The organism is Vibrio sp. JZG10 (genome assembly GCF_054064075.1).
Genome location: NZ_JBSUGE010000009.1, coordinates 82,356 through 100,469, shown reverse-complemented (window position 1 = coordinate 100,469; position 18,114 = coordinate 82,356). Strand labels below are relative to the sequence as shown.

Annotated in this window: 13 protein-coding genes; 4 read left to right on the top strand and 9 right to left on the bottom strand. The window is 46.3% G+C overall.

The features are described from left to right. Positions 1-20: 20 nt before the first annotated feature. The 4 genes from ACWYVB_RS12100 to ACWYVB_RS12085 all read left to right on the top strand — a co-directional run bounded on the left by ACWYVB_RS12100 (position 21) and on the right by ACWYVB_RS12085 (position 5,172). Entirely contained in the window at positions 21-1,250 is a 1,230-nt protein-coding gene (locus ACWYVB_RS12100) for an ammonium transporter (RefSeq protein WP_046875065.1), read from the top strand. A 152-nt stretch (positions 1,251-1,402) separates the two neighbouring features. Beyond that, on the top strand, positions 1,403-2,416 hold the full coding sequence (locus ACWYVB_RS12095; protein WP_005386566.1) for a Fe(3+) ABC transporter substrate-binding protein: 1,014 nt from the start codon (positions 1,403-1,405) through the stop codon (positions 2,414-2,416). Between the two features lie 99 nt (positions 2,417-2,515). Next, positions 2,516-4,141, top strand: a complete 1,626-nt coding sequence (locus ACWYVB_RS12090) for an ABC transporter permease (protein ID WP_395222250.1) — start codon at positions 2,516-2,518, stop codon at positions 4,139-4,141. Then, positions 4,141-5,172, top strand: coding sequence for an ABC transporter ATP-binding protein (locus ACWYVB_RS12085; RefSeq protein ID WP_282149719.1), 1,032 nt, complete (start codon positions 4,141-4,143; stop codon positions 5,170-5,172). The genes ACWYVB_RS12090 and ACWYVB_RS12085 overlap by 1 nt, the downstream gene beginning before the upstream one ends. A gap of 151 nt (positions 5,173-5,323) precedes the next feature. Here the strand turns inward: ACWYVB_RS12085 and ACWYVB_RS12080 are convergent, their stop codons facing one another. The 9 genes from ACWYVB_RS12080 to ACWYVB_RS12040 form a co-directional block, all read right to left on the bottom strand. Further along, positions 5,324-6,736 carry a phosphoglucomutase/phosphomannomutase family protein gene (locus ACWYVB_RS12080; protein WP_395222249.1) on the bottom strand — a complete coding sequence of 471 codons (1,413 nt, stop codon included), beginning with the start codon at positions 6,734-6,736 and terminating at the stop codon, positions 5,324-5,326. A 106-nt stretch (positions 6,737-6,842) separates the two neighbouring features. Then, positions 6,843-9,251, bottom strand: a complete 2,409-nt coding sequence (locus ACWYVB_RS12075) for a GH36-type glycosyl hydrolase domain-containing protein (protein ID WP_395222248.1) — start codon at positions 9,249-9,251, stop codon at positions 6,843-6,845. 84 nt (positions 9,252-9,335) lie between these two features. Further along, positions 9,336-11,255 (bottom strand): beta-N-acetylhexosaminidase, encoded by a 1,920-nt coding sequence (locus tag ACWYVB_RS12070; protein ID WP_395222247.1) that lies wholly within the window; start codon positions 11,253-11,255, stop codon positions 9,336-9,338. Positions 11,256-11,263: 8 nt separating this feature from the next. Next, entirely contained in the window at positions 11,264-12,154 is an 891-nt protein-coding gene (locus ACWYVB_RS12065; RefSeq protein ID WP_395222246.1) for a BadF/BadG/BcrA/BcrD ATPase family protein, read from the bottom strand. 2 nt (positions 12,155-12,156) lie between these two features. Beyond that, positions 12,157-13,896 (bottom strand): glycoside hydrolase family 9 protein, encoded by a 1,740-nt coding sequence (locus ACWYVB_RS12060; protein WP_395222245.1) that lies wholly within the window; start codon positions 13,894-13,896, stop codon positions 12,157-12,159. 62 nt (positions 13,897-13,958) lie between these two features. Then, complete coding sequence (locus ACWYVB_RS12055) at positions 13,959-14,954, bottom strand: ABC transporter ATP-binding protein (protein WP_005394711.1); 996 nt, start codon at positions 14,952-14,954, stop codon at positions 13,959-13,961. A gap of 48 nt (positions 14,955-15,002) precedes the next feature. Continuing rightward, a complete protein-coding gene (locus ACWYVB_RS12050; RefSeq protein ID WP_005394709.1) occupies positions 15,003-15,986 on the bottom strand; it encodes an ABC transporter ATP-binding protein in 984 nt (327 codons plus the stop codon). Between the two features lie 2 nt (positions 15,987-15,988). Continuing rightward, a complete protein-coding gene (locus tag ACWYVB_RS12045) occupies positions 15,989-17,014 on the bottom strand; it encodes an ABC transporter permease (RefSeq protein WP_005394707.1) in 1,026 nt (341 codons plus the stop codon). A gap of 2 nt (positions 17,015-17,016) precedes the next feature. Then, the gene (locus tag ACWYVB_RS12040; protein ID WP_005394705.1) at positions 17,017-18,003 is read right to left on the bottom strand and encodes an ABC transporter permease; all 987 of its coding nucleotides are present in this window, start codon (positions 18,001-18,003) and stop codon (positions 17,017-17,019) included. Positions 18,004-18,114 lie beyond the last annotated feature (111 nt).

Genomic DNA, 18,114 nt, shown 5'->3' with positions numbered 1-18,114 from the left:
AGGGATTGGAGAAACTTATTATGGAATTAACAACAACAGTAACCGAGTTACGTTACGCACTTGACACCTTTTTCTTCCTCATTTCCGGTGCGTTGGTAATGTGGATGGCAGCTGGTTTTGCGATGCTAGAGGCTGGTCTTGTGCGCTCTAAGAACACAACAGAAATTCTTACGAAGAACATCTGTTTGTACGCAATTGCATGTACGATGTTTCTAATCGTTGGTTACAACATCATGTATGTCGACAACGGAGAAGGAGGCTGGTTACCTTCATTTGGTGCGCTGATTGGTACCCAAGGAGAAGGGGCTGATCACTCTCTAGAATCTGACTTCTTCTTCCAAGTTGTCTTCGTTGCAACTGCAATGTCCGTCGTTTCTGGTGCGGTGGCTGAACGTATGAAGCTTTGGTCTTTCTTGGTTTTCTCTGCGATTTTGACCGCATTTATCTACCCAATGGAAGGTTATTGGACATGGGGCGGTGGTTTCCTAGCAGAAGCTGGATTTAGCGACTTTGCAGGTTCAGGTATCGTACATATGGCTGGTGCTTCTGCAGCTCTCGCTGGTGTGTTATTGCTTGGTGCTCGTAAAGGTAAATATGGCAAAAACGGTGAAATCTACCCGATTCCAGGTTCAAACATGCCTTTGGCAACACTAGGTACTTTCATCCTTTGGTTTGGTTGGTTTGGGTTTAACGGTGGTTCTCAGTTGATGGTTTCAGACTTTGAGAATGCAACAGCGGTAGGTCAGATCTTCCTAAACACCAACGCAGCAGCTGCTGCAGGTGCTATTGCGGCGCTATTTGTATGTAAAACGACTTGGGGCAAAGCGGATTTAACGATGATTCTCAATGGTGCGCTAGCTGGCTTGGTTGCTATCACCGCAGATCCTCTATCACCATCGCCATTATATGCAGTTGCTATCGGTGCAGTATCTGGCGCGCTAGTCGTATTCAGCATCATTGGCCTAGATAAACTAAAAATTGATGACCCAGTCGGTGCGATTTCAGTGCACGGTGTTTGTGGCTTCTTTGGTTTGATGGTTGTGCCTCTAAGCAACGGCGATGCTACATTCGGTGCGCAGCTTTTAGGTGCTGTCGTTATCTTTGCTTGGGTATTTGGTGCCAGCCTAGTTGTGTGGGCTATCTTGAAAGCAACCGTTGGAATTCGCGTCACGGAAGATGAAGAAATGGAAGGTATGGACATGCATGATTGTGGCGTCGGTGCTTACCCAGAATTTGTCACTGTGAAGTAATCAATAGCCTGTAATAAATAGTTACACTCTCAACATATAAAAACCTGCTCCGATGAGCAGGTTTTTTAATATTTGTCATTGTCTTCTTATTGAACATACATATAATAACGCAACTGATAAACGTTATCATTAGCATGGTAAAGGATTAAACAATGAAAAAACTGCTAACTCTTTCAGCATTAACTTGCGCAACCTTAGCTCCAACAGCAATGGCTGCTGAAGAAGTGAACGTCTACTCTTACCGTCAACCTTTCCTAGTTGAACCTATGTTCAACGAGTTCACTAAAGAAACTGGCATCAAAGTAAACGTAAAATTTGCTAAAAAAGGCTTAGCAGAAAAGCTAGCTCAAGAAGGCGAGTACAGCCCAGCTGACGTTATCCTTACGACAGACATCAGTCGTCTAGCTGAACTGACAAACAAAGGTTTAGTTCAGAAAGTAGATAGCAAAATCATTGAAGAAAACGTACCAGCTCAATACCAAGATAAAGAGAATGAGTGGTTTGCTCTAACTCTACGCTCACGTAGTGTTTACTCTTCACGTGATCGCGTAGGTAAACTAGGCGCAGATTTCAACTATGCAGATCTGGCTAAGCCAGAGTTCAAAGGTAAAATTTGTACTCGTAGCGGTAAGCACCCGTACAACGTTTCTCTAGTTTCAGCAATGATTGCTCACAATGGCGAAGCAGAAACCAAAGAGTGGTTGGAAGGCGTGAAAGCAAACCTTGCTCGCAAACCACAAGGCAACGATCGTGCACAAGTTAAAGCGATCAAAGAAGGTCTATGTGATGTTTCTCTAGGTAACAGCTACTACCTAGGTAAAATGGTTAACGACAAAGAGCAAAAAGCTTGGGCAGATGCAGTTTACATCAACTTCCCTAACCAAGAGACTACAGGTACTCACGTAAACATCTCTGGTATGGCGATGGCGAAGTACTCTCCAAACAAAGACAATGCTGTGAAGCTAATGGAATTCCTAACGGGTGACAAAGCGCAGCAGATGTATGCAGAAGTTAACTACGAGTACCCTGTTAAAGAAGGCGTGAAGCGTTCTGAACTTGTGGAATCTTGGGGTGACTTTAAAGCAGACAAGCTTTCTCTAGACGATATTGCAGCCAATCACGAAGCGGCAATTAAGCTATTAGACGAAGTGAAATTTGACCTTTAATTCCTTGTGGGGGTATAACAGTACCCCCATTTGATTAAAGGATATGAGATGTATTTGCAACAGCATTTGTATTTCATACAGCCTTGCAGTAATTAGGCGATGAAAGATAAACACTCTTTATGGAAAACCAGTAGTGGGGTAATAACTCTGTTACTGGTTTTGCCGATCTTAGCGATCTTCTACACCGCAATTGGTGAAACGGATGATTTGTTTGCCCATTTAATGGCGACAGTCATGCCGACTTATATTTTTAACACGGTTGCGCTCACTATTGGCGTAATGGTGTTGTCCTTAATTCTTGGTATACCAAGCGCTTGGATAATGGCCATGTGTAAACTGCCGACCGAAAAATGGTTGCAGTGGGCATTGGTGCTACCTCTTGCGATGCCAGGTTATATCATTGGTTATATTTTTACTGATTGGTTTGATTTTGCAGGACCGATTCAGATCTTTTTGCGTGATGTAACCGGATGGGGACCTGGCGAGTATTGGTTCCCTGATATTCGCACCTTGCCTGGCGCGACCTTTGTGTTGGCTTTAGTGCTGTACCCTTACGTGTATTTGCTGTGTCGAGCTGCATTTATGGAGCAAAATGTCTCTTTGTTGCAAAGCGCGCGTTTGCTCAAATGCTCTCCATGGGAAAGCTTTTGGCGCATCTCGATGCCGTTAGTAAGGCCTTCTATCGCAGTGGGCTTGTCGCTGGTCGCAATGGAGACTATCGGTGACTTTGGTACTGTAAGTTACTTCGCTGTGAATACGTTAACTACAGCGGTCTACGATACTTGGTTGGGGTACTCTAATCTTAATGCAGCAGCCAAGATTTCTGCCATGATGCTCGTCATTGTAGTACTGCTTCTCAGTGCCGAACGCTACAGTCGTCGCAAACAAAAGCTTTTTCAAAGCCAATTTAACAGTCACGAAGATTTTCGTTATGAGTTGACGGGCTGGAGAAAGTGGACCGCGCTGGTTTGGTGTTGGGGCTTGGTTTCGGTCGCGTTTATTTTGCCATTACTACAGCTGATTGATTATGCGATAACTTACTTTGCGCAGAGTTGGACCCCCGAGTTTCGTGAATACGCATGGAATAGTTTGGTCGTGTCGGTTATTGCCGCCATTATTGGTGTTGCTGTCGCACTGATCGTTAACTTTACCCATCGCGTCAATGGCAAGCGCGAAAGCTTGGCATTTATGCGTCTTTCTTCGATGGGGTATGCAGTGCCAGGAACCGTATTAGCGATTGGTGTGATGGTCGCAGTACTGTTTATGGATCACCGCGTCAACGACCTTGCTAAAGCCATGGAATGGGGCAGACCGGGACTTATTTTTTCTGGCTCCATGTTCGCCCTGGTTTTTGCCATGGTTGTGCGCTTTTCAGCGGTGGCGATTGGTAGTATCGAAAGTAATTTAAATAAAATTTCGCCTTCGTTAGATATGGCGTCTCGCACCATGGGTTGTAAGCCTAATGCCATGCTGTGGCGTGTGCACTTTCCGCTGGTTAAACGTGGTGCACTGATTGCGGCTCTGTTAGTGTTTATCGAGTCGATGAAAGAGCTCAATGCGGCTCTATTACTTCGTCCATTTAACTTTGAAACACTAGCCACATACGTTTATAACTTCGCCTCGGATGAGCATTTAGAATTGGCCGCTTTGCCAGCGGTTCTGTTGGTTCTTGTTGGGTTGATCCCGCTTGTTGTTGTTAACCGTTCACTGGAGCAAAATCACTGATGAGCTGCGCATTATCAATTAAAAACCTAACTTGCCAATATGATGATCAAACCGTACTGGAATCATTATCTCTTGAGGTGGAACAAGGGCAAATTGTCTGTTTACTAGGTGCAAGTGGTTGCGGAAAAACAACACTATTAAAAGCCGTTGCAGGGCTATTGCCATTAACGTCAGGCGAAATGAGCTTAAATTGCGTCACGATTGATGATGGGGAGAACTGGTTGCCACCAGAACAGCGTAATATCGGGATGATTTTCCAAGATTATGCGCTTTTTCCTCACCTGACGGTGGAGCAAAATATTGCCTTTGGCTTAAAGCATTACTCGACAAAAGAGAAAAATGGCAAAGTTCAAGAGATGCTTGAGCTCGTGCATTTGCAAGGCTTTGGCGATCGTTATCCACATCAGTTGTCTGGTGGACAGCAGCAGCGTGTTGCGATTGCTCGCTCATTAGCTTACAGCCCAGACTTATTGTTGCTAGATGAGCCGTTCTCTAATATTGATACGCAAGTTCGCCATGAGCTGATAAGTGAGATCCGTAAGATTTTTAAGGCGCAAGGCGTGACTGCCATTTTTGTTACGCATAGCCGTGAAGAGGCTTTTGCCTTCGCGGATAAAATGGCAGTGATGAACAATGGTGTTATCGAGCAGTATGGTACGGCATCTGAGCTTTACTACCAGCCTTCAAGTAAGTTTGTTGCGGATTTCTTAGGTGGTGGTAGCTATCTGGCCGCTAAACGAGTTTCGGATTCAGAATATGAAACCCACTTGGGTGTGGTTGAAGCCACAGCCCAACAAGAGATCCCAGTGCAGTCTGAATGCTCTTTGTTGCTAAGGCCGCAACATGTGCAAATTCAATCCGATGAAGAGAGCTCAGTAACGGTGCTGGAGCAGCACTTTATGGGCGACCATTGCCGCTACGTGATTGATGCGAATGGCGACCGTTTGTTGGCTACAGCATCGCAGGCATTAAATATTGGTGAGTCTGTTGCTGTGAAAATTGAAACGCAGGGCGTGCTGGCATTCGCATAACGTTACTGGGTACCTTTACTACTTCTCTTATTCCTTCCTACACACAATAAAAAAGCCCGGCAGTGATGCCGGGCAAGTATTCTTCCCCTTAGCGACAGCTTGAATTACATGACAAGCGTAGCCGAAGTGCTCGAAGCGGGCACAAGGTCAGCTATAAAGATAAGAAGTCTTTAAACTGTTGAAGAACACGTTCCGCAGTGTCCTTATCTTGCATTTCTGCAAAAATACGCAGTAGTGGCTCAGTGCCAGAGAAGCGGGCAATGATCCAACCGCCGTTCTTGAAGTAGACTTTCGCACCATCTTCGTAGCTGACTTTTTCGATCTCAAACTCAAACTCAGGCAACTGCTTTTCAACATAAATTTTGTTGAACAGTGCGTCTTTTTGCGCCGGTTTGAACTTGCAATCGCCTTCTGCCATATAGGCATAGCCGTACTTACCGTAGATTTCATCTAGCAACTCAGACAGCTTCTTGCCGGTTACTGAAATCATTTCAACTAACAAGCTAGACGCGAAGACGCCATCTTTACCTTTGATGTGGCCGCGAATGGTTAGGCCGCCAGAGCTTTCCCCACCAATCAGTGAGTCATCCGCTTCCATTTGAGAACTGATGTGCTTAAAGCCTACTGGTACCTCAAAGCATTTTTCACCGTGGTCTTCAGCAATTTTATCTAGAAGATGAGTCGTCGCGATGTTACGTACCACGGAACCTGTCCAACCTTTGTACTCCAATAAGTAATAATAAAGTAGAATCAGGACTTCATTCGGATGAATGAAGTTACCTTTTTCGTCAATAATACCAAGACGGTCCGCATCGCCATCGGTACCGATGCCAATATCGTAACCTTGCTCTTTTACTAGGTGCATCAAACGGTAGAGTGTCGCAGCACTTGGCGAAGGCATTAACCCACCGAAGTCTGGGTTTTTTCCATCGTTAATCACATCAACGTCACAGCGGCCGTTGATTAATACGGTTTGCAGTGCATTTTTTGCGACACCGAACATCGGGTCAATCAAAACGCGTAGGTTGGCTTTTTTGATCGACTCGATATCAATAAAGTTAATTATCGAATCTACGAATTCGTTCATCGGGTTGATAATTTGAATCAGCTTATCTTCAACCGCTTGTTCAAAATCGACACTTTTTACATCTTGTGCAGTGAGCGTATTGATTTGTGATTCGATTTTCTGGGTGATGATTTCATCTGCATCACGACCGCCTTCAATGAAGACTTTAATGCCGTTGTAATCGGCCGGGTTGTGCGATGCCGTAATACATGCAGAGTAAGCGCAGCCCATTTCCTTCGCTTTAAACATTACGATTGGCGTCGGAACAAACTTATCGATAAAGCTAACGACGATGCCGTTTGCTGCTAAAACTTCGGCAAACCAACGGCCAGCTTTGTCAGACAGAAAACGTCGGTCATAGCCAATGACAAAGCCGCGATCAGCAACAGATTCGTTATTCGTAATGTTTGCGACTGCTTGAGCCACCAAACGTACATTATCTTTGGTGAATTCTTCACCGATGAATGAGCGCCAACCGCCTGTACCAAATTTGATCATGATTCGAACCTCAATAAGGGCGGCAATACACCGCGCCTTAAAATTTTGCTAGCGAACCCAATGCACAAGCTAAGAAGCAAAAGTGAATTGGGACGTTTTGAAGCGATTAACCTAGTGTTACGATCACTTCGTTGACGGAACCTTCCGCTTGCACTGGTACTGATGCGCCAGTGATAGCTTCACCATTCAGAGTGATAGATTTCACGCCTTTGCTTACTGAGTCTGGGTTAACAACTTTGATGTTGTAAGTCGCGCCTAGCCACTGACGAGTGACTTCAAATTCAGGCCAGTTAGTTGGAATACATGGATCGATAGTTAGACCATCAAAACCAGTGCGCACACCTAGGATAAAGTTGGTCACAGCGAAGTATGCCCAACCAGATGTGCCGGTTAGCCATGGGTGGTTTGCACGGCCGTGATCTTGGTGGTCTCGACCCATAATGAACTGCACGTAGGAGTACGGTTCTGCGATACGTTTTTCGATGATGTCGTTTTGGTTGTATGGGTTGAGTGCATCGTAGAACTTCATCGCACGGTCACCGCGCCCCAATTTTGCTTCAGCAACCCAAGCCCATGGGTTTGGATGTGAGAAGATCGCACCGTTTTCTTTTACGCCTTGGTAAACGCGCGTTACAAAGCCGATATCATCATTTGGTGTTGCGAATGATGGTGAGTTCAGATGTAGGCCGTATTCAGAGAATAGATTCTCGTCGACTGCGTCCATTGCCTTTTCACCGCGCTCTTGAGATACCGCACCAGACAGCACCGCAAGAGTGTTTGACTCAAGGTGTACACGGCCTTCTTTTTGTTGCGCTGTGCCAATCTTGTCGCCGTTTTTCGTTAGACCACGGATATACCAGCCGCCTTCTTCGTCCCAAAGGTGTGTTTCACACGCTTCACGCACGTTTGCTGCCATCTCGGTGTATTTCTCAACGTCAGCTTCTTTGCCTAGGTATTTTGCAAGGTCGATGAACTCTTGTAGCGCCCAGAAGTGTAGGAAAGACACCATTGAAGACTCGCCGCCACCTAGGTTTAGACAGTCGTTCCAGTCGGCACGTAGACCTTTACAGATGCCCGTTTGACCCACGTATTCAGCTGAGAAGTCTAGCGCAGCTTTCATGTGGTCATACACGGTTGCATCACCGCCATCCGCGTAAGGAATCACTTCGTCGAAGAAGCTGTGCTCACCGGTTTCCATCACGTATTTACAGATGGTTGGTACTAGCCATAGGTGATCATCAGAGCAAGTGTCTTCAATACCGTGGATCTTATCTTCATCGGACGGAGTAGGAACAACTGTTGGAGACTTAGATGGTTTAACATTTGCTTTTTCAGGATCGAACCAATCAGGATCGAATAGGTGTAGGCCGTAACCCGCTTTTACTTGGCCGCGTAGTAGGTCCACAATGCGCTTGCGTGTCATCGCTGGGTTTGCATGTGGTACGGAAATCGCGTCCTGCGCGGTGTCACGGTAACCAAGACCAGTACGCCCGCCGACCTCAATGAACGAAGCAAAGCGAGACCAAACCACACATGTTTCTGCTTGGTATAGCGTCCAAGCATTGATCATGGTGTCTAGGCCTTCGTTTGGCGATTTCACTTGGAACTTGCCACAACGCTCATCCCAGTGTGCTTTGATGCCAGCAAATGCATTGTCGACTTCAGCAAGGTCTTGGTACTTAGCACGCAAACGTTCACCGTTACCTTTACCGATACCCAGAATGTAAGCAAAGCGAACTTCTTCACCTGGTTGGATAGTAAATTGCTTGTGCAGAGAGCCACAGTGGTTGTAACACGTTTGTGCGGTGTTAAAACACTTACCTTGTTCTACTGCTAGTGGGTTTGCTTCGTCGCGGTATAGACCTAGGAAGCTATCACGTTGACCGTCGTATGAATCTGGATCAAACGTCGACGCTAGGTAGTAGAAGCCTTCGAAATCGTTAGTGTTGTAGTACAGGTCGTATTCAATCACGCCTTCGTTGTATGACGTACCAGCAGAGTAGAGAGACATCTGGTGGTTTTGGTTATCAGATTGAATGTGGCTGAACGAGAACTCAACAAATGAGAATGCGCTGATCGTACGCGGTTTGTCAGAGGTATTCTTGATGACCACATCCCAAATTTCTGCATCTTCGCCTTTTGGTACAAAGAGTGTTTTGGTTGCACTAATGCCGCTGTATTCGCACTTGAATTTAGAGTACGACAAACCATGACGAACTTCGTAGTTCGCTTCGTCTAGGCTTTTGGCAACTGGTTGCCAAGAGATTGACCAGTAATCACCCGTCTCATCATCACGTAGGTAAACGTAGTGTCCTGGGCGATCGAATGTCGCGTTTGGACGGAATTTAGTAACACGGTTGTATTCTGGAGAGTTGTAGAACGAGTAGCCACCCGCGTTGTGCGAGATAACGGTACAGAATTTTTCTGTACCTAGGTAGTTGGTCCAAGGAGCAGGTACATCAGGGCGAGTAATGACGTATTCGCGATTCCCGTTATCGAAATAGCCGTATTTCATTTGTGTCTTTCCTTTTTACTAAGCTGCATCTGCAGCCAAAATTTAAAAACTCTTCAAGCGTGATGTTTCGACATCAGTTTTGTATTACTTCCACGGTTTACGGTAATTCACTCCCTGCAAATCAAGCAGAGGTAGATGGCCTTTCAAACGTGATAAATAGTCGGTCCAATCTCGGTATTGTTTGTCTGTCCAACATGCTTCTGCCATTGCGGTTAAGCGCGGGAAGACCATGTAGTCCATACGAGACTGGTTGTTAATGATTTCGCACCACAATGCTGTTTGAATGCCCCAAATGCGTTTGCGTATTGGATCGTCAGCTGGCACTTCAGCGAGTGGTTCATAGTTGTAAGCTTTTTCTAGCGGCAACGGGTTGGCCCAATCCACGCCCGGTTCTTCTGGTGCGTAATCTTGGGTCATATCTAGGTAGGTGGTTTGTGCAGGTTGTAGCACCACATCGAAACCTTGGCGCGCGCAGTTCAACGCCGCTTCTTCGCTTAACCACGAATAGATCACTGTGTCTTTGCTAACTTTGTCGCCATGCTGTGCTTCTTCCCAACCCAGCATGCGCTTGCCCAATTTACGAAGTTTGTCTTCGGCATGACGCAAGAAGTGCCCTTGCAACTCTTTGTAGTCGCTGTAACCTTGTTGCTCCATTAGTGCTTGGCACGCAGGGCTTTTTGACCAAACCCCGTTAGGTACTTCATCCGCACCGATATGAACATAAGGCGCAGGGAACAACGCGGAGACTTCTTCCAACACTTTATCGATAAACTCATAGCTCCCCGGCAGAGCTGGGTTAATGACGTTGTCGTTGTAATGCTGAATACTGCGGTATTCGGTGGTATCTTCTGCTTCTACCAATAGGTGTGGTAACGACTTGATGGCAGCTCGGCAGTGGCCTGGTACATCGATTTCAGGGATAACAGTGATGCCTCGTTTCGAAGCAAAGGAAACCACGTCTTTGATGTCTTCTTGAGTGTAAAAACCGCCGTAACACTCAGCAAGGTGCGTGTACTGTGGCTCATTGGTTTCATCCAACCCACGCCATGCGCCAATATCGGTTAGTTGAGGCAATGATTTGATCTCAATTCGCCAACCTTCATCATCGGTAAGGTGCCAATGGAATGTATTGAACTTGTAGTGAGCCAACTGGTTGATCAAACGTTTGACTTGCTCAACGGAGTGAAAATGGCGAGCACAATCTAGCATCATACCGCGGTAACGAAAACGTGGTCGGTCTTTGATTGAACAGCAAACCACTTCCATTGAGGCTGGTTGATCGCCAACTTTGATCAGTTGCAATAACGTTGCACAAGCATGGGTAAAACCAGACGAAGATCCTGCTTCAATTTTGATCGACTCTTCTGCTACCTTCAGCTTGTAAGCGCCTTCATCCAAGGTTGGGTTGCCTTTGAAGATGATCTGACTGCCATTGTCTGATGCGAACTCAAATTGATGAATGCGCTTAAGCTCTTCAAGTAACCACTCTTTAGCTGAATTGGCTAGGTTTGAATAAACCGCAACGCCAGCTTGATGATTAAAGCTAAAGCAGTGATCGCTGACTTCTATATGGTTTGGTTTTGGCAATAAAGGCTGCGCATGCGTCAAGCTGGAAGGGATTTCACTACGTTCACGGTACGGTGAAGCCAATACGATCGGCGTGACATCGACTTGAGCTCGCTGAAGGTTGCCGTTGACTTCAAAGTTGACCAAGGCTTCATTGAATCCATCAGAATAGTAACGGAATGGGTTCGAACCAATACTGAACTCGCAGTAAAAATGATGGTTAGCTGCCAGCACCAACCCTTCTGGTTTGAGGGTGCAGTAGCTGCCAATTTGCTTGAGCTGACCATTCGAAATACTATCCGGCAGAATGTAGCGATCAAAAGCAAAAATCAGGCTCCAATTGTGGAGATCTTGATCGCTCAAATTATGGAAAGTCAGTCCGAAACGGCAGTTTTGCTTTTGCTCTGATAGGACGACGAGATCAACACGATATTCCATATCTACTCCTACGCCGCACTGAGCGAGTAAAGGTTATGTTCAGGTTTACCTGCAAACATAATTGCGCCTTCAATCGCGTCAAACTGTGGCTCAACAACCCATTGCTGAACGGGTGGCGAAAGCCAACGTAAAATACGTTCAGCAATGCTGCCCATTAAACAAATACGCGTTGCGCCGCACTTGTTTAATGCCACGAGAAACATTTCTATATCAGCTGCAGTTTGCTTCAGCATCTCAATTGCTAGTGCATCACCTTGTTCTGCATGTTGGAAAATTGCAGGAGAAAACTGGCCATAATCACGAGGAAGCGCTTGTTTAGACCAAGCCACCACGTTATCGACGTCATTTTCGAAATACGCCATGACGTGTTGTGCTAGAGGCGTTTTCTCTCTGATGCCATCTTCTGCTAACAACACTTGTTGAACTAGGCGAAGCCCCATCACTGCGCCGCCACCTTGATCCGAAATAGGGAATTCGCGACCACCGACAACGTGCTGCTCCAATCCTTTAAGATAGATGCCACAAGAACCCGTTCCTGCGATCATGATTGCGCCATCTTCGCCATTGTGTGCACCAACGCACGCGCCGTAAGCATCAGTATTAAGAGTCATACTGGCAAACGGATGAGGAAGAGACATGAAGGCTTGCCAAGATGCTTTGTGCTCAGCACCTGCAAGGGCTAAGCCGACATGCATCGATGCGAAATCTTGTTGTGTCAGGCCACCTTGCTCGGCAGCCGAAGTGATGGATTCAAGAATCGAAGCCATTGCAATTTCAGCGCCTAGCATGATGTTGGCGCTTCCGCTTTTGGCCTCGCCAAGAAAATTACCTTGTGAATCTTTAATCCTGGCTCGACATGACGTGCCGCCACCATCGATACCAACAAAATACATCCCCATGATTATTGTTCCTTAATATTTTTAGAGGTTGCCAACTGAGAAATATGCTGAGCTTGACTCATTATCGCGAGTAAGTACCAAGCGCCATGCGGGATCCATTGTTCACCCCAGCGCCAGTTTTGTAACATGTCGTCTTTTTGTGCTGGTGGGTTAAAAGCGATGTCTTCCTCGTCTTCAAACCCGCCAGTGATTCCGTTACACACACCGCCTTTAGCATTGAAGAAACCATATTGAGGAAGGTAATCAGGGTTGTTACGACCGTGGCCGTCAAGCATGCACATGTCGTATGGATTTAAGCCTACAATCCAGTTCAATGCATCTTGAGCAAACACGGAAAGTTGTTGCTGTATTTCTTGCGACGCTATATGCGGTTGAGCAAGATACGCCATGGTCGCGAGTGAGCCCAATCGAGCATTCTCGCCTTGCCACCAATAGCCGGATTCATTGTTGTGTGCGACAAAAAATGCATCGCGTTTTGACTCATTTACGCCTTTAACATACTGGCGAGGGTAACCGAATGGGTTGGTCACTTTATTGGATATTTTGATCTCAAACTCACACGCTCGGTTAACGATGCGTTTTACAGATTCTGTCTGTACGGAGTCGTCTTCAATTGATAGATATTCGCACAAGGCAATAACGGGTAGGCCAGCTTCAGCTGCGTGAAAGTATGGACGACTGCCGTCTTGGTTTGCAGACCAAAAGTGTTGAATCTGCTCGTCGCTCATTTGGCGGGCAACTAAGCGTTGTGCCCACCAACGGCTCTCTTCCAAGTAGCGAGTTTCTTTGGTGGCTTTAAACAGTTCTACACTGGCTAGTAGCGCACAGTATTCGTCGATAATGTTTTCTTCACCATCATTGAGGTACTGCGTATTGTGCTCTTTTAAGTGCCAGTAACCATTTTCAGCAGCGTTGCGGTATTTTTGTTGATCGTATTCGCCGTGAACACCTAAACGCGACGCCGCGGCCAGCGCTGCGATGGTTACACCGCCGCCTTGTCGAAAGCCTGCTTGGTAGTCGTCAAATTTGTGACCAAGTTGCGTTTCGTAGGCACAGATTTCTCGTTGCGCAGTATCTTTGCTCCACTTATCAAAGACCGTCATGTAGAAGAAGCCTTTTTCGTTTTGCATACGAACAAGGAAGTCTGCACCGAACAGGGCTTCTTCAATAAGACGTGTACGTGTGAAGGCTGCAATGTCTTCGCTTCCTTCAAGCAATGAAAGCCCTTTTAGGATGTTCCAAACCACCATTGGGGTTTGTTGAGGGTTCAAATAATTAGCGTATGAAAGATGACTTAAATATTTACTAACGTCTCCAGATGCGTCGTACCAGCCTCCGTGTACATCAACCGTTTGGTTGGCGTTGAGCACTGGCACTTGTCGATCTTGTTGATCGAAAATTCCACCACAACGTTGTGATTTGAAGTAGTGGATCACATCCGACAAAGTTTGATCCAACAGAATATGTTCGCCAATGGTGAAAGAGGAAGAGCGCGTATCTTCCACTTGCAGGAAATAGTCGCCTGAATCTGTGAAAGGTGAAAAGTCGATGAGGTAGAAATAGCCCTGATGCCAGTTCGCCACTTTACCCTGTTCTTCAACCGCAAAAGTTGCCACGGTTTGCTCGGTAGTGGCACAAATCAATTGGGCAGTGTAAGAAGACAAGTGTGGTTGTTCGGTCTGGACAATGGCTTTCTTTGGGCCCAGATGTTCATAACCAATGTGGTTAGTCAGTAGCAGCATTCAATGTCTCCGGGAAACGATAAAACAGGAATGGGTCAGGCTGAACCTGACCCTCGTTATAATTAATCTTCAAATAAGTAACAGCGAACAAAGTGGTTCTCAGAAAGCTGAGTGACGCCCGGTAGTCGTTCGCGACATTTATCGGTTGCGTGTACGCAGCGTCCTGCAAATGGGCAGCCGACTGAATCTGGTGTCCAAAGTGGGATTTCCCCTTTGTTGCCTTTCAGCTTCTCGTGAATAGACTTCGATGGATCTGGAACCGCAGATACCAAGAGTTGCGTATATGGGTGCTGAGGATCGTGAATGATTTCCTCAGTATCCCCCCATTCAACCATGTGACCTACGTACATAACCGCGAGATCTTCAGCAATGTAACGCGCCGTTGCGATGTCGTGAGTGATGTAAAGCAGAGACATTTGTTTCTCGAACTTCATCTCTTCCATCAAGTTAAGAACACCAGCACGAATTGACACGTCCAGCATTGATGTTGGCTCATCTGCCAATACCACTTCTGCACCTACAGCGATGTTACGAGCTAGGTTTACACGTTGACGCTGACCGCCAGATAGCTGGTGCGGGAACTTTTGCGCGGTTTCTTTTGGCGGAATCAGACCAACTTGTTCTAGTAGGTCATACACACGCTCTTCCAGTTCCTTTTTGTTGCCTGGTGCAATCTTTTTATGGATCAGCAACGGGCGAGCAATATGGTGAAAGATATTGTGTGTAGGGTTTAGTGAGCCAAATGGGTCCTGCCATACCATTTGTACGCCTTCACGGTATGTCATCAAGTCATGTCGAGAGGTAATATCTTGGATATCACGACCTCTGTATTCGATCACCCCCTCTGTAGGGGCGTACATTTTAGCTATCATTTTAGCGGTAGTAGATTTACCAGAGCCTGATTCACCTACTACTGACAAACCGCGGCTCTTGTACATCTTGAATGACACGTCGTTGATCGCGCGCATTTTTGACTGCTTGATTGAGTTACTATTTAAAGGGAAGTCCTTAACGACATGTTTACCCTCAATCAGCAGTTCGCCGAGTTGTTTGCTCATAATTCTCTCCAGTGTAATTTTGTTCTTAGCTAGCGTTATTTTTTGTTGTTAAACCTTAGCTTGAGCAATCGTGTCGCCGTATAAGTGGCAATTTGAAAAACGACCAGGTTCAATTTGACGCAGCTGAGTTGGTACTCGTGTACAAGCTTCGTGGACGCGGTCGCAGCGAGCTTGGAATCGGCAGCCTTGAGGAATCTCTAATAGATTCAAAGGGTTGCCTGGAATACCAGTTAATTTGGTTTTAGGACCAGTTAGTGGAGGGAAAGAGCTACCCAAACCTTTGGTGTAAGGGTGGTAAGGACTTTCCAGAATTTGCTTAGAAGGGGCAACTTCAATCAACTCACCGGAGTACATAATGCCGATTCGATCCGAGAACTCGACCATGAGTGACAAGTCGTGGGTAATGAAAAGGATCGAGAAGCCGAACTCTTCTTTCAGTGCATAGATTTTTTGTAAGATCTCACGCTGAACCACAACATCGAGTGCCGTCGTTGGCTCATCCATGATGATCATCTTTGGATTGAGAGCCAGAGCAATCGCAATGACTAAGCGCTGGCGCATACCACCAGAAAATTGGTGTGGGTAGTCATTTAAGCGGCTTGGGTGAATATCAACGATTTCCAGCAGACCTTCGGCGCGCTTTTTCGCTTGTTCACGTGTCATGTTGGTGTGGCGCATGATGACATCGCAAAACTGCTCTTCCATCGTAAGCACCGGATTTAATGCGTTCATAGCACTTTGGAACACCATCGACATCTCGCTCCAGCGGAATGATTGCATACGTTCATCGCTGTACTTAATGATGTCTTCACCGTTGAAGATGACCTCACCACCAGTGATGAATGCTGGCGGCTTATGAAGACGCATGAGCGAGAAAGCAACTGTGGATTTACCACAGCCAGATTCACCAGCCAGGCCAAAGACTTCACCAGGCGCAATGTCAAAGCTAACGTTGTTACAGGCGCGGACATCGCCCGCATCTGTGATGTAATCTACGCATAGGTTACGGATAGAAATTAGTGGTGCAGTCATGATTATTTATCTCCGCTCCATAGTGCATTTTGTGGTGCCATTTCAGGCGCGCGCTCTTTCTTGTCTTTCTCTGCCAGTTTCTTCCAGCGTTTCATGCCTTTGTGAGAACGAAGCTGTGGGTTAGCAATTTCATCAACGGCAAAGTTAAGTAGAGCAAGACCAGTCACCAAAAGAGTTAAGGCGATACAAGGTGCTAATACTTCCCACCATGCGCCAATCAACATTGCTGATGAGGTTTGCACGTTGTAAAGCATGATGCCCCAACTGATGGTGTTGGCATCGCCCAGGCCCAAGAACGAGATTACAGCCTCAGTATTGATAGCGAGCATTACTGAGCCGATGAAGCTTGCACCGACAATCGGGATTAGGTTTGGTAAAATTTCAACGAAGATGATGCGGAATGAAGACTCGCCCAATACTTCAGCGGCTTTCACAAACTCTTTCTCGCGCAGAGCCATGGTTTGAGAACGGACAACACGTGCGCCCCACGCCCAAGAGGTACCAGCGATAATCAAGGCAATGGTGAGTGGACCTGCTTCGCCAATAAAGGCTGCCAGTACAAAGAGCAATGGGTATTGAGGGATTACCAGCATGATGTTCATCGCTGCACTCAATATGTCATCCACTTTGCCACCGAAGTAACCTGCCGAGATACCAATGACCGTTGCTAGGAAACATACGATGATGCCAGCACCAAAGCCGACACCCAGCGATACGCGAGCACCGTAAGCCACTTGTGACCAAATATCACGACCCATACGTGAAGTCCCCAGAACGTGATCAGCCTTTTTCGACATAATCAGCGTACGACGATCATCTGCTAGATTTTTAGCTACCCAGCCATCAGGATTATTTTGCGCTTGTTTTACGACAAAGCTAGGGTATTCGTGTGGATTACCGGTTCGCTTGTCTGGCGCATGTTTCGTAAGTAAAGGAGCTGCGATCGCAACGAATACGAATACGGTAACAATACCAAGACCGATTCGAGCGAATGAGTTACCTAAAATAAGTTTGAATAGTTCTTTCATGATTATTTGCCTCCCGTACGTAGGCGAGGGTCTAGAATCATGTACAGCATGTCAGCCATTAAGTTGAAGCACAGCATGAACATCGTCATGATAATTAACTGACCTTGAAGTACTTGGTAGTCACGAGCGTGAATTGCGTTAAGTAGCACGGTGCCTAAACCTGGGTAGTTGAAAATCATCTCGATGATCAATTGACCACCAATGGCCATACCCAAAGACATAGATAGCGCGGTTACACTTGGAAGTAGCGCGTTACGTGCGGCGTAATTGAAGACGACACGGTTCTCGCTCAGCCCTTTGCCTTTCGCCATCGTGATGTAGTCTTCGGCGAGAAGGTTGATCATGTTGTTACGCATATTGACGAGGAAGCCGCCGATCTGAACGATGGTTGCACAGAATAGAGGCAGTACTGCGTGGTAACCCACGTTTTTGATGAACTCCCAGCTTGACCAATCAGGGATAGTACCTGGCGTGTAAGCATAGCCAGATGGGAACCATTTTAGGCCGATCGCAAAGGTAAACAGCGCTAACATTGCGATAACCATCTGTGGGATAGCTTGAATGATCAATGTACCAGGCGTTACGAATGCATCGTACTTACTACCACGCTTCCATGCGGCAAAAATGCCGAGTACAGAAGCGATTGAGAAAGAAAGTACAACCGCAGTACCAGCTAGGAAGAGAGACCAGCCAAATGCACTACCTAGTAAAGAGTTAACTGAAAGAGGGTAGAACTGGATTGATGTACCTAGCTCCCAACTTAGAATGTTTTTAATGTACGAAAAGTACTGAATGTAAATCGGCCCATCAACGAAACCGAGCAGTTCTTTCATTGCTGCTATTCGTTCTGGCGTCACCTGTACAGAAGCGTTAGCAAACATCATGGTAACTGGGTCACCAGGCATTGCTCGCGGAATAATAAAGTTTAACGTCGCTGCAACTAAGAGCGCGACAAGATAGAACGACAAACGTCTTAAAAAATAACCCATAACTCACACCTTACTCACCCAGATTTTTTCCCTGTTTCTGGTTTCAGGTCGCTCCTAGCGAAATTTAGAGCGAAAAATCCCCTGACGACGAGCGCCACATATTGGTTTCGT